This window comes from Bacillus sp. N6 (genome assembly GCF_052805735.1).
In genome coordinates this window covers 4,464,497-4,477,649 of the sequence record NZ_CM127843.1, presented here as the reverse complement: position 1 = coordinate 4,477,649, position 13,153 = coordinate 4,464,497, and the positions used below count along the sequence as shown (strand labels likewise).

Here is a 13,153-nt window from a genome sequence, read left to right as displayed (position 1 = left end):
ATTATATTGAGAGGGACCTTGTTTTCTAGTATGATGAGAATAACGGGGAAAATACTAGGATGAAGAAGGTTTCAAGTCTATAACTTGGAGGAAAAGAATGAACAATCGTATTTTAGTAGTTGATGATGAGGAATTTATCTTAACTTTAATCGAATTTAATTTACAACAAGCTGGGTTTGAAGTTATAACAGCGATGGATGGAGAAATGGCGCTTCAAAAAGCGACAACAGAACGCCCAGATTTAATTATATTAGATTTAATGCTTCCGAAAATGGATGGTATGGAAGTGTGTAAAGAATTACGATTGCAGCGCGTTATGACGCCGATTTTAATGTTAACGGCAAAAGATGATGAGTTTGATAAGGTGCTAGGCCTTGAACTTGGGGCAGATGATTATATGACGAAGCCATTTAGTCCAAGGGAAGTTGTTGCTCGTGTGAAGGCGATTTTGCGCCGCACGAAATTACAACAAGAAGAACAAGTTGCAGAAGCGCCAGATGAAGATAGCATCACAATTGCAGAACTTAAAATTTTACCGGAGTTTTATGAGGCTTATTTCCAAGGAAGAAAGCTTGAATTAACACCAAAAGAATTTGAACTACTTGTGTATCTTGCGAAAAATAAAAGTCGCGTGTTGACGCGTGATCAATTATTAAGTGCTGTATGGAATTACGATTTTGCTGGTGATACACGAATTGTTGATGTTCATATTAGCCATTTGCGCGATAAAATTGAACAAAATACGAAAAAACCGACGTACATTAAAACGATACGTGGTTTAGGATATAAATTAGAGGAGCCAAAAGGGAATGAATAAATTTCGTTCCAGGCTTCTTTTTACATTTGTTTCTCTTATTGTATTTATTTTAGTTGGACTAGGTTTATTGCTAGAAACTGTGTTTGAAAACTACTATATAGATCATGCTAAAGAGAGAATGGTAAAAGAGACGGAGTATGTCGCGGCGTTAGCAGAAGAGCAAGGTTTTGATAATGTCTTAAAAAATCCATACGTATTTGAAAAGTTAGAAGAAAAAATACCAGCTTCTATCGTATTTGTGGATGAAAAAAAGAAAGTTCAATATAGAAAAGGACAAGAATTGGCATTTAGTCCAGAAACGATTAAAGAACTTTCTTCGGAAGTGGCAAAACAACGAAGTAAAGTGATTACGAAAGAGACAGATCGAAAGAATGAATTTTATCATGCGGTGTTCGTTCAAGATGTAGAAGGAAAACAAGGATACGTTTTGGTGAAAAGTACAATCGATCCTTTAAAAGACGTACATCAAAAAACGTGGGGATTATTAATTATCGGATTTGTTATTGCTTGTCTCGTAGTTGTATTTTTAGGTATGAAAATTACAGGGCAATATATTAGGCCGATTGAATCGGTTACAAAAGTTGCAATTGAATTGGCAAAGGGTAATTATAAAGCACGTGCATACGAAAGTCATTCGGATGAAACAGGAATGCTGAGTAAAGCAATTAATATTTTAGCTCGTAACTTACAAGAGATGACACTTGAACAAGAAATGCAGCAAGATCGTCTGCATACGTTAATTGAAAATATGGGAAGCGGAATGATTTTAATTGATAGCCGCGGGTATATAAACCTTGTAAACCGCTCTTATAAGGAAACTTTCCACGTAACAGATGAAGAATATTTAGATCGCTTATATTATGAATCGTTTCATCATACAGAAATTATTGAGCTTGTAGAAGAAATCTTTATGACAGAAGTGAAAGTGCGTAAACAAATGTTATTGCCACTTGGAATTGAGCGGAAGCATTTCGAAGTATATGGAGCGCCGATTATCGGGACAAACCATGAATGGAAAGGGATTGTTCTCGTATTCCATGACATAACAGAGTTAAAGAAATTAGAACAAATGAGAAAAGACTTTTTAGCGAATGTTTCTCATGAATTAAAGACACCGATTACTTCTATTAAAGGTTTTTCAGAAACACTCTTAGACGGAGCGATGGATAATAAAAAATTCTGCGAACATTTCTTGCACATTATTTTAAAAGAAAGTGAGCGCATGCAAGGATTAATTGAAGATTTATTAGATTTGTCAAAGATCGAACAACAAGGATTTAAATTAAATATGGGAACCGTTGACATGAAGGGGCTGCTTGAAGATATTCATATGGTGCTTGATAATAAAGCAGGAGAAAAAGAAATCTCTTTACAAGTGAATGTATTAAAACGTGCTTCTGTTATTGGAGATCCAAGTCGTTTGAAACAAATCTTTATTAATTTAATAAATAACGCGATCGTATATACACCGGCTGGAGGCGTTGTTTCAGTAGAGTTAGCGGAAGATAAGTATAATGCTTATATAAAAGTATCGGATACTGGAATTGGTATTAGTAAAGAGGAAATTCCACGTATTTTTGAACGCTTTTACCGAGTGGATAAAGCGAGAAGTAGAAATACTGGTGGTACAGGCCTCGGATTATCAATTGTAAAGCATTTAGTAGAGGCGCATCACGGTACAATTACAGTGGATAGTGAAGTTGGGGAAGGGACAACATTTACAGTTGTTTTACCAAAATCAGCAACTGAAAAATAGGATGAAGGATGTTTACAATATATTAACAATGGCTTAATTAAATATTAATAAAGCTCTGTTAATATAATACATGAAAACCCCTTCATCCAAGGAGTAATTTTGGACGAGAATAGTTAAGCTGTTCTCGTCACTTCCCTTTATGCCAATATAAGTCTGTTTTATATATGAAAGAAAATAACCGTTATTTTTCTTCTCTCTATTAGTCATGTTAATATAGAGAGAGGAAAGGAACGGTTTTTTTCTGTGAAAAAAATCATTTCAAATTTGTATGGGGAGGTTTCAATTTTGGAAAAAAAGGTCGTATTAGTAGATGGTAATAATATCGCGTATCGTGCTTTCTTTGCACTACCGCTTTTAAATAACGACAAAGGTATACATACGAACGCAATTTACGGTTTTACAATGATGTTAATGAGAATATTAGAGGAAGAAAAGCCAACTCATATGTTAGTGGCGTTTGATGCAGGCAAAACAACCTTCCGTCATAAAACGTATAGTGAGTATAAAGGAGGACGTCAAAAGACTCCACCTGAATTATCAGAGCAGTTCCCGTTTATTCGTGAGATGCTGGATGCGTTCAATGTACCGCGTTATGAATTAGAAAATTATGAAGCGGATGATATTATGGGAACGCTAGCAAAAGAAGCGAGTGAACAAGGAGCAAGTGTAAAAGTTATTTCAGGAGATAAAGATTTACTTCAACTTGTTTCTGATAACACGCTTGTATGTATTCCGCGAAAAGGGATTACGGAAGTAGATGAATATACGAAAGAATCTTTATTTGAAAAATATAGCTTATCACCAAAGCAAATTATCGATATGAAAGGTTTAATGGGAGACCAATCAGATAATATTCCGGGTGTACCAGGAGTTGGTGAAAAAACGGCGATTAAATTGTTAACACAGTTTGGAACGGTTGAAGAAGTGTATGAAAATCTAGATCAAGTAAGCGGGAAGAAATTAAAAGAAAAACTGGAAGAAAATAAAGAACAAGCTCTTATGAGTAAAGATCTTGCGACTATTATTACAGATGCGCCGATTACAGTTCATGTGGATGATATGGCGTATAAAGGATATGAAGCAAGTGATGTGATTCCAATGTTCGAGAGTTTAGGATTTACATCTCTTTTAAATAAATTAGGCGTTACACCAGAAGAAACAGCTCCAGCTGAATTAGATGATATTACATTTGATATTGTGGAAGAAGTTACAGAAGAAATGCTTCAGCAAGATAGTGCGCTTATCGTAGAAGTGCAAGAAGATAATTATCATAAGGCGGACATTCAAGGCTTTGGTATTCAAAATGAAAATGGTTGCTACTTTATTCAGAAGGATATTGCTCTTGCATCGGATGCATTTAAAGCATGGCTTGCAAATGGAGAAATGAGAAAGCATACATTTGATGCGAAGCGAGCAATCGTTGCACTGAAATGGAATGGGATAGATATGCAAGGGATTGACTTTGATCTATTAATCGCTGCTTATTTACTTGACCCGGCTGATACAGATAAAGATTTTCGTACTGTAGCGAAAATGAAAGAAACGCATGCTGTGAAATCAGATGAAGAAGTTTACGGAAAAGGTGCGAAGCGTGCTGTTCCAGAGTTAGAAGTAGTAGCGGAGCATGTGGCCCGTAAAGTGCATGTATTATATGATGTAAAGCAAACATTCGTTGAAGAGTTAAAGAAGAATGAGCAATATGAACTGTTTACAGAGTTAGAATTGCCACTTGCGCGTGTATTAGCTGATATGGAAGTAAAAGGTGTAAAAGTTGATACGGAGCGTCTTCGTAATATGGGAGAAGAACTTGCAGGTAGATTAAAGGAAATGGAACAGGAAATTTATAAGCTTGCGGGAACAGAATTTAATATTAATTCACCGAAGCAGCTTGGTGTAATTCTGTTTGAGAACTTAAACTTACCGGTTATTAAAAAGACGAAAACAGGTTATTCTACGTCAGCTGATGTATTAGACAAGCTTATGGATCGCCATGAAATTATTCCAAATATTTTACATTATCGTCAATTAGGGAAACTAAATTCAACTTATATTGAAGGTTTACTGAAAGTTGTACATGAAGATTCATCTAAAATCCATACTCGTTTCAATCAAGTGTTAACGCAAACAGGTCGATTAAGTTCAACGGATCCGAACTTGCAAAATATCCCGATTCGATTAGAAGAAGGAAGAAAGATTCGTCAGGCATTTGTTCCATCAGAAGAAGGTTGGATTATGTATGCGGCTGATTATTCACAAATCGAACTACGTGTATTAGCTCATATTGCAAATGATAAAGGGCTAGTTGAAGCATTCCAGCATGACATGGATATTCATACGAAAACAGCTATGGATGTATTTGGCGTTGAAAAAGATGAAGTAACTTCAAATATGAGACGACAAGCGAAAGCTGTTAACTTCGGAATTGTGTATGGTATTAGTGATTATGGTCTTTCACAAAACTTAGGAATTACAAGAAAAGCAGCAGCGGAATTTATTGAAAAGTATTTAGAAAGTTTCCCTGGTGTACAAGAATACATGGAGGACATCGTAAAAGATGCGAAACAAAAAGGATATGTGGCTACATTATTAAATCGTCGTCGTTATATTCCAGAAATTACGAGTCGTAATTTCAATTTACGTAGCTTTGCTGAGCGTACAGCGATGAATACACCAATTCAAGGTACTGCAGCAGATATTATTAAAAAAGCGATGATTATTATGGCAGATCGTTTAGAAGAAGAAGGATTACAAGCGCGTCTTCTTCTGCAAGTACACGATGAATTAATATTTGAAGCACCAAAAGAAGAAATTGAAAAATTAGAGCAGCTTGTACCTGAAGTAATGGAGCATGCGATTGAACTCGCAGTTCCGCTGAAAGTTGATTATTCTTACGGTCCAACTTGGTACGACGCAAAATAAGGAAGTGATGAAATGCCTGAATTACCAGAGGTTGAAAACGTCAGACGGACACTTGAAAATCTTGTAACAGGAAAAACGATTGAAGATGTTATTGTTACTTATCCAAAAATAGTGAAACGACCAGATGATGCAGAAATCTTTAAAGAAATGCTAAAAGGCGAGAAGATTGAAAATATAAAGCGAAGAGGAAAGTTTTTGCTTCTATATGTAACAAATTATGTTATTGTTTCACATTTGCGTATGGAAGGTAAGTTTTTACTACATCAAGAGGATGAGCCGATTGATAAACATACGCACGTCCGTTTCTTATTTACAGATGGAACTGAATTACATTATAAAGATGTGAGAAAGTTTGGTACGATGCATCTCTTTAAGAAAGGTGAAGAGATGAACCAAATGCCTCTTGCTGACTTAGGGCCGGAGCCGTTTGATGCTGAATTGACACCACAGTATTTACAAGAAAGATTGCAAAAGATAAATCGTAAAATAAAAGTTGTGCTATTGGATCAGCGTCTTTTAGTAGGGCTTGGAAATATATATGTGGATGAAGTTTTATTCCGTTCTCAAATTCATCCGGAACGAGAAGCGTCGTCTTTGACAAAAGAAGAAATTGAGCGAATTTATGAGGCTACGGTTACAACGCTAGGAGAAGCAGTGAAGCGTGGCGGAAGTACAATTCGAACGTATATCAACTCACAAGGGCAAATTGGTTCGTTCCAAGAACTCCTAAATGTATACGGAAAAAAAGGAGAACCGTGTGTAACTTGCGGTACGATATTAGAAAAAACAGTTGTTGGCGGGCGAGGAACGCATTACTGCCCAATTTGTCAGCCAAGAATATAGAAAAGAGATAACATCGGATAGGCATTTGTCATATACATACAGCAGAGCTATGTATAAGGGAGGAGCTTACCGATGTACCTTTATTTATCTCTTATTTTATTAGCTTTTACATTAAGCTTAGATAGCTGTAGTGTAGGGCTAACATATGGTTTAAGAAGCGTAAGAATTCCACTAAGATCAATTATAATTATCGGAATGTGTTCAGCGGCTGTTATGCTTGTTTCAATGGGAATTGGACATATGATCGCGAAAGTATTTTCACCTGTTATCGCAACGCGTATCGGTGGGCTTGTTCTTATTGGAATAGGGATTTGGGTATTGTATCAATTTTTTCGAAGTGAGAAAAAAGAAGAACCGAAGCAAGAGGAGAAGGTCTGGAAATTAGAGATTGCCTCGCTAGGGCTAGTGATTCAAATTTTACGGAAACCGACTGTAGCAGATTTTGATAAATCAGGCACCATTTCTGCAGGAGAGGCATTGCTTCTTGGTATCGCTCTTTCTGTAGACTCATTTGGTGCCGGAATTGGTGCATCTTTATTAGGGTATGCACCCGCTATGATGGCGATATTAGTTGCAATTATGAGTTCTTTGTTTTTATTTATTGGAATGAAACTTGGAACGGTTTTATCGAATATGAAGTGGTTACAAAAATTTACATTCCTGCCTGGAGTATTACTCATCATTATTGGAATTTGGAAAATGTAAGTATGGGCGTGGAACATTAGTTTCGCGCCTTTTATTATGAGGAGGCTTATTATGACAGTAGTAATTGGATTAACAGGAGGCATTGCAAGTGGAAAAAGTACAGTATCTCAAATGTTTCGTGAACTGAGCATACCGGTTATTGATGCAGATATTATTGCACGAGAAGTTGTAGAGCAAGGAAAACCAGCATATAACAAAATAGTAGAAGTATTTGGAACGGAAGTGTTACAAGAAGATGGAGAACTAGATCGTCCAAAACTGGGAAGTGTCGTTTTCTATAATGAAGAAAAACGATTGCAGTTAAATAAAATTGTTCATCCTGCAGTGCGTGAGGAAATGAATAGGCAAAAGGAAATGTACATAAAAGAAGATATGCAAGCGGTTGTGTTAGATATTCCTCTCTTATTTGAAAGCAAATTAACAAGTCTTGTTGACCGCGTTTTAGTTGTAGCAGTTAAGCCGCATACGCAATTAGAGCGTTTAATGAAACGAAATAACTTTTCAGAAGAAGAAGCAACAGCTCGTATTCAATCTCAAATGCCGTTAGAAGAAAAAGTGAAAAATGCAGATGAAGTGATAAATAATGATGGCACAATTATGGGAACGAAAACACAATTGCAGGTAATTTTAAAGAAGTGGAACATTATTGACTAAAAAATTGTGAAATTAATGAAAATGCTTAGTGACATATCTCCTTTTTGTGTTATACTATTATTGGGATTGGAGATAAATAGTATAACGCATTCAAGGGGGATAACATATTATGACTCGTGTGGCAATTAATGGATTTGGACGTATTGGGAGAATGGTATTTCGTCAAGCAATAAAAGAAAGCGCATTCGAAATTGTAGCAATCAATGCAAGCTATCCATCTGAAACGTTAGCACACTTAATTAAATATGATACAGTTCATGGCAAGTTTGACGGAACAGTAGAAGCATTTGAAGATCACTTATTAGTTGATGGAAAAATGATTCGCCTTTTAAACAACCGCGATCCAAAGGAATTGCCTTGGACAGATTTAGGTGTTGAAGTTGTAATTGAAGCAACTGGTAAATTTAATTCAAAAGAAAAAGCAATTCTTCACGTTGAAGCTGGAGCGAAAAAAGTTATTTTAACAGCGCCTGGTAAAAATGAAGATGTAACAATTGTAGTTGGTGTGAACGAAGACCAATTAGATATTACAAAACATACTGTTATTTCAAATGCATCTTGTACAACAAACTGTTTAGCGCCTGTTGTGAAGGTGTTAGATGAGCAGTTTGGAATTGAAAACGGTTTAATGACGACAGTTCACGCTTATACAAATGACCAAAAAAATATTGATAACCCACATAAAGATTTAAGAAGAGCACGTGCTTGCGGACAATCAATCATTCCGACAACGACAGGTGCTGCGAAAGCGCTAGCAAAAGTTCTTCCGCACTTAAACGGAAAACTTCATGGTATGGCACTTCGTGTACCAACACCAAACGTGTCTCTTGTTGACTTAGTAGTAGATGTAAAACGCGATGTGACAGTTGAAGCTATTAACGATGCATTCAAAACTGTTGCAAACGGTGCGTTAAAAGGTATTGTAGAATTCAGCGAAGAGCCTTTAGTATCTATCGACTTTAATACAAATACACATTCAGCTATTATCGATGGTTTATCTACAATGGTAATGGGTGATCGTAAAGTGAAAGTACTTGCTTGGTATGATAACGAGTGGGGCTACTCTCGTCGTGTTGTAGATCTTGTAACGTTAGTTGTTGAAGAGTTAGCGAAACAAGAAAATGTGCAACACATTTAAGTGAATAAGGGAGGAGAGGGCAAGGCAATATTTGCCCTCTTTTTTTATTTTTTTCTGAAAAGGAAAAAAATTATATAAGTATATTTTAAAAAGTGGACATACCACGAAACGTTGTGATTACTGCATTTGTGAATCGTTTATTTTTTTTAGGGAAAAGTAAAGAGGAAAATATGACAGAAAATCGAAAAAACTGTTGTTGCAAAATGAAAATAAACAAAGTATACTAACACTCGTAAACTTAAGAGCTGAGGTACGTAGTCACTACTTAAAGGGTTAGGACCTCTCTGGACTAACTTTCCCCCGTGGTAGTGGAGCAAGCCAAATTGCAAATTAGTTTTCAATTCGAACAGTTAGAATAAATTTACAAGGGGGAACTGTAGAATGGATACTATGGATACGATGGGTCGTCACGTGATTGCTGAACTTTGGGATTGCGATTTCGACAAGCTTAATGACATGCCGTATATTGAACAATTATTTGTGGATGCAGCACTAAGAGCTGGTGCTGAAGTGCGTGAGGTTGCTTTCCATAAATTTGCACCACAAGGTGTAAGTGGAGTAGTAATTATCTCAGAATCACATTTAACAATTCATAGCTTTCCGGAGCACGGTTACGCAAGTATTGATGTTTATACTTGTGGGGATCGTATTGATCCAAATGTTGCTGCAGAATATATTGCAGAAGGTTTAAACGCGAAAACGCGTGAGAGCATCGAGCTTCCTCGAGGCACTGGTAGCTTCGAAATTAAGCAGAGAGAAACAAAAGCTCTTTAAAAAAGAACATAATTGATTTAAAATGTAAAGAGGTGTATAATGCACCTCTTTTTTAGTTTATAAAAAAGGAAAAATATAACGTACTCGTTAGTTGAATACATTGGACTCTTGCAAATGAGGTAGTGCCCTATATACCATCTTATTTTTAAGTATGAGATGATAAAGTGATGCGCTGAAACTTAAAGTGGTAAGAGAGTTAGAATGAGTTATATAATATTGTATATATATTTTAGGTGAATTGAGTAGAGAAAAATAAAGAGTATAGTGTAAAGGAGTGAATGAATTGCGTTGTCCATCCTGTTCTCATAATGGTACAAGAGTGTTAGATTCGCGTCCGGTAGACGAGGGGCGCTCTATTCGAAGAAGAAGAGAGTGTGAAAGTTGTTTAAGTCGCTTTACGACCTTTGAAAGGGTAGAAGAGTCACCTCTTATCGTTGTTAAAAAAGAAGGCACACGAGAAGAGTTTAATAAAGAAAAGATTTTACGTGGTTTAATTAAAGCGTGTGAAAAAAGACCAGTATCTTTAAGACAATTAGAAGAAGTAACACAAAGCGTGGAACGTGAACTGCGTAATTTAGGTATATCAGAAGTGAAAAGTGATATGATTGGTGAAATTGTTATGGAAGAACTTCGCGATATTGATGATGTTGCTTATGTACGTTTTGCTTCTGTATATCGTCAATTTAAAGATTTAAATGTATTTATTGAAGAATTAAAAGATATACTGCAAAAAGAAAGAGAGTAGAAGTTGTATTTTATTCTCTTTACATACCGTAAGTAATAGGATAAGAGAGCTAGAAGCGAAAGCTAATAGCTCTTTTTCACTAAGAATTTATATAATGAAGATAGAAGGAATGAAGTAGAGGATAGATTGGATGAGAGAAAGGAAAAGCAAGAATGGAAAAACAGTCATGGATGGAGCTATTGCCGATTGATCGTTATAAAGTAAGTGCGAAAGGGCTACTGCATAATTACGACCGAAAAGTATTGACGATGTTGTATCAGCCGTTAATAGGTAGTAGAGCTTTTAGCTTATACATGACACTATGGGGGGAGTTAGAGCAAGATCGTGTATTTGGAAAAGAGAATACACATCATTCCCTTATGGTGACTATGCAAATGCAACTTCCTGAAATATATGAGGAACGAGTAAAGTTAGAGGCAATTGGGCTTTTGAAGGTATATATTAAGAAAGAAAAAGATATTCGAATGTTCATATATGAGTTGCAACCACCTTTATCTCCGAAGCAGTTTTTTGATGATATTGTTTTAAGTATCTTTTTATACAATCGATTGAGTCGGACAAAATATAATCAAGTAAAGCAATATTTCTTAGAAGAAGAATTTGATTTTGCTTCTTATGAAAATGTTACGCGCTCTTTCAATGATGTGTTTGGTTCGTTTAATCCAGGACAGCTTGAGCATGCGCAAGAAGACCTTCGTATTCCAAAAACGACAACTATGCCAAGTAACGAGAAGGGAGACGCTCCGAAAGTTTGGAATGATTTCTTTGATTTCTCTTTATTTGTAGATGGATTGTCCGCTCTTGTTCCTAAAAAGGCGATTACAGATCAAGTAAGAGACTGCGTTATAACACTTGCTTACGTGTATGGTGTAGATGTGTTATCGATGCAAAATATCGTTCTTGGTGCGGTGACAGAGATGCAAACAATTGATATGGAAAGGCTTAGAAAAGGAGCGCGAGATTGGTATCAATTTGAAAATGGTCAAGCATTACCGGTACTAAGTGAAAGAGTACAGCCTCATGCTGCACGTACGATGAAAGAGAAAGAGCCTTCATCACAAGAGGAGATGTTAATAAAGCAGCTAGAGGAAATCTCGCCAAAACAACTATTGAAAGAGATTTCTGGTGGTGCAGAGGCAACGAAAGCGGACTTGCAAATCGTTGAAGATGTCATGATTAATCAAAAATTGACACCAGGAGTTGTGAATGTACTTATTTATTACGTTATGCTACGCTCAGATATGAAACTTGCGAAAACGTATGTCGAGAAGATTGCTGGGCATTGGGCACGTAAAAAGGTCGGTACAGTAGCGGACGCGATGGCGTTAGCGAAAGAAGAGAACCGTCAATATCAAGAGTGGGCTGAGACGAAGAAAAAAGGCCGTACGGCGAAGAAAACGGTACGAAAAGAAATGGTGCCAGATTGGCTTAAGGAAGAAGAGCCGAAAGAACAAGAGAAAGAAACGGCGAAGAAAGATGTAAGTGTAGAAAAAGATGCAAGTACGCTAGAAGATGAACGAAAACGATTAGAAGAAGTGTTAAAAAAATATAAGCGTGATTAATAGAAGAGAATGAACGCTCTTTGAGGTGAGAAAATGGAGCATATTCAAAATTCATTTACAAAATTAATGGAAAATGAAAATTTTAAAAATAGATATGAAGTATTAAAGGCAGAAGTAATGGCGCACCCGCGTGTAAAAGAATTTATAGACGAACATAAAGGTGAAGTAACGACTTCTATGATTGAGCGCAGTCTTGTAAAGTTATATGAATATATTGGACAAAGTGTAGGTTGCGTGGATTGTCCGGATTTAGGTGCATGTAAAAATATGCTGCAAGGATACGAGCCAAAGCTTGTTATTCAAGGGAAGATGATTGATATTCAATACGATCGTTGCGTTAGAAAAGTAGCATATGACGAGAGAAAGAAATATGAAAAACTCGTTCAAAGTGTATATATGCCAACGGATATTTTACAGGCAACTATGGAAAACTTAGACCCTTCTGACTTAAATGCACGTATCGATGCAATTGGCGCAGCGAATGAATTTTTAAGTACATATGAACCAGGTAAAAAAGCACAAGGTTTATATTTGTACGGTAAATTTGGTGTAGGAAAAACGTACCTTTTAGGAGCAATTGCGAACGAGCTTGCTCGAAAGAAAATAAGTTCGATGCTCGTATACTTCCCGGAATTTTTACGTGAAATTAAAAGTTCGATTCAAGATAATTCGATTGGCGAAAAGATTGATGCGGTTAAACGCGTGCAAGTTTTAATGTTAGATGATATCGGGGCAGAAGCGATGTCGAGCTTTGTGCGTGACGATGTGCTTGGTGCAATCTTGCAATTCCGTATGTTAGAAAACTTACCGACGTTCTTTACGTCTAATTTTGATTTTAAACAATTGGAACATCATTTAACGTATACACAACGTGGTGAGGCTGAAGAAATGAAGGCAGCACGTATTATGGAACGAATTAAATATTTAGCGAAACCAATTCCAATTGGTGGGAAAAACCGTCGTCATAAGTAAAAGAGCAAGCTGAGAAGCTTGCTCTTTTGTATTATAGTGATATTTTCTTTTCAAATATGAGATCGAAATATTCAGGTTGTCCAGAACTGCCAATCGTAGGGGCAACAATCTGTACGAACCTCCAGTCATCTCTAGCATGTTCTTGAATAATTTCTTGGTAGTCTTCAGCTAGTTTTGAGCGAGTGAGCCCCCAATGAAATTCGACTTTTACGAATTTATATTCAAACATTCAGATGCCTCCCTTTAGTAATAAGTAAAGTATACAATA

At 36.4% G+C, this 13,153-nt stretch carries 12 protein-coding genes; 11 read left to right on the top strand and 1 reads right to left on the bottom strand.

Annotation, left to right across the window (positions count from 1 at the left end; genetic code table 11):
• Positions 1-97 precede the first annotated feature (97 nt).
• The 11 genes from phoP to dnaI all read left to right on the top strand — a co-directional run bounded on the left by phoP (position 98) and on the right by dnaI (position 12,885).
• Entirely contained in the window at positions 98-817 is a 720-nt protein-coding gene (gene phoP / locus ACUXVC_RS23045) for a two-component system response regulator PhoP (protein WP_001065220.1), read from the top strand.
• A complete protein-coding gene (gene phoR, locus ACUXVC_RS23040; RefSeq protein WP_144465111.1) occupies positions 810-2,573 on the top strand; it encodes a sensory box histidine kinase PhoR in 1,764 nt (587 codons plus the stop codon). The genes phoP and phoR overlap by 8 nt, the downstream gene beginning before the upstream one ends.
• A 285-nt stretch (positions 2,574-2,858) precedes the next feature.
• Positions 2,859-5,492, top strand: coding sequence for a DNA polymerase I (gene polA / locus ACUXVC_RS23035; RefSeq protein ID WP_063548740.1), 2,634 nt, complete (start codon positions 2,859-2,861; stop codon positions 5,490-5,492).
• 12 nt (positions 5,493-5,504) lie between these two features.
• Positions 5,505-6,335, top strand: coding sequence for a DNA-formamidopyrimidine glycosylase (gene mutM / locus ACUXVC_RS23030; RefSeq protein ID WP_144465110.1), 831 nt, complete (start codon positions 5,505-5,507; stop codon positions 6,333-6,335).
• 72 nt (positions 6,336-6,407) lie between these two features.
• Entirely contained in the window at positions 6,408-7,040 is a 633-nt protein-coding gene (gene ytaF, locus ACUXVC_RS23025) for a sporulation membrane protein YtaF (protein ID WP_000281743.1), read from the top strand.
• Positions 7,041-7,091: 51 nt separating this feature from the next.
• Positions 7,092-7,694: a dephospho-CoA kinase gene (gene coaE / locus ACUXVC_RS23020; RefSeq protein WP_053563572.1), complete on the top strand. Its 603-nt coding sequence runs from the start codon at positions 7,092-7,094 to the stop codon at positions 7,692-7,694.
• Positions 7,695-7,803: 109 nt separating this feature from the next.
• Positions 7,804-8,832, top strand: a complete 1,029-nt coding sequence (locus ACUXVC_RS23015) for a glyceraldehyde-3-phosphate dehydrogenase (RefSeq protein ID WP_000198974.1) — start codon at positions 7,804-7,806, stop codon at positions 8,830-8,832.
• 390 nt (positions 8,833-9,222) lie between these two features.
• Positions 9,223-9,606 (top strand): adenosylmethionine decarboxylase, encoded by a 384-nt coding sequence (speD, locus tag ACUXVC_RS23010; RefSeq protein ID WP_002003660.1) that lies wholly within the window; start codon positions 9,223-9,225, stop codon positions 9,604-9,606.
• A 283-nt stretch (positions 9,607-9,889) separates the two neighbouring features.
• Entirely contained in the window at positions 9,890-10,351 is a 462-nt protein-coding gene (gene nrdR / locus ACUXVC_RS23005) for a transcriptional regulator NrdR (RefSeq protein ID WP_001203687.1), read from the top strand.
• A 152-nt stretch (positions 10,352-10,503) separates the two neighbouring features.
• Positions 10,504-11,913 carry a replication initiation and membrane attachment family protein gene (locus tag ACUXVC_RS23000; protein ID WP_000415025.1) on the top strand — a complete coding sequence of 470 codons (1,410 nt, stop codon included), beginning with the start codon at positions 10,504-10,506 and terminating at the stop codon, positions 11,911-11,913.
• 33 nt (positions 11,914-11,946) lie between these two features.
• A complete protein-coding gene (dnaI, locus tag ACUXVC_RS22995) occupies positions 11,947-12,885 on the top strand; it encodes a primosomal protein DnaI (protein ID WP_000400120.1) in 939 nt (312 codons plus the stop codon).
• 31 nt (positions 12,886-12,916) lie between these two features.
• Here dnaI and ACUXVC_RS22990 read toward each other — a convergent pair whose 3' ends face one another.
• Positions 12,917-13,114 carry a DUF4177 domain-containing protein gene (locus ACUXVC_RS22990; protein WP_000464454.1) on the bottom strand — a complete coding sequence of 66 codons (198 nt, stop codon included), beginning with the start codon at positions 13,112-13,114 and terminating at the stop codon, positions 12,917-12,919.
• Positions 13,115-13,153 lie beyond the last annotated feature (39 nt).

Excerpts from the sequence above, each read along its gene's own strand:
- phoP (WP_001065220.1), top strand. The coding sequence starts at position 98 with ATGAACAATCGTATTTTAGTAGTTGATGATGAGGAATTTATCTTAACT.
- phoR (WP_144465111.1), top strand. The coding sequence starts at position 810 with ATGAATAAATTTCGTTCCAGGCTTCTTTTTACATTTGTTTCTCTTATT.
- mutM (WP_144465110.1), top strand. The coding sequence starts at position 5,505 with ATGCCTGAATTACCAGAGGTTGAAAACGTCAGACGGACACTTGAAAAT.
- ytaF (WP_000281743.1), top strand. The coding sequence starts at position 6,408 with ATGTACCTTTATTTATCTCTTATTTTATTAGCTTTTACATTAAGCTTA.
- coaE (WP_053563572.1), top strand. The coding sequence starts at position 7,092 with ATGACAGTAGTAATTGGATTAACAGGAGGCATTGCAAGTGGAAAAAGT.
- ACUXVC_RS23015 (WP_000198974.1), top strand. The coding sequence starts at position 7,804 with ATGACTCGTGTGGCAATTAATGGATTTGGACGTATTGGGAGAATGGTA.
- speD (WP_002003660.1), top strand. The coding sequence starts at position 9,223 with ATGGATACGATGGGTCGTCACGTGATTGCTGAACTTTGGGATTGCGAT.
- ACUXVC_RS23000 (WP_000415025.1), top strand. The coding sequence starts at position 10,504 with ATGGAAAAACAGTCATGGATGGAGCTATTGCCGATTGATCGTTATAAA.
- dnaI (WP_000400120.1), top strand. The coding sequence starts at position 11,947 with ATGGAGCATATTCAAAATTCATTTACAAAATTAATGGAAAATGAAAAT.
- ACUXVC_RS22990 (WP_000464454.1), bottom strand. The coding sequence starts at position 13,114 with ATGTTTGAATATAAATTCGTAAAAGTCGAATTTCATTGGGGGCTCACT.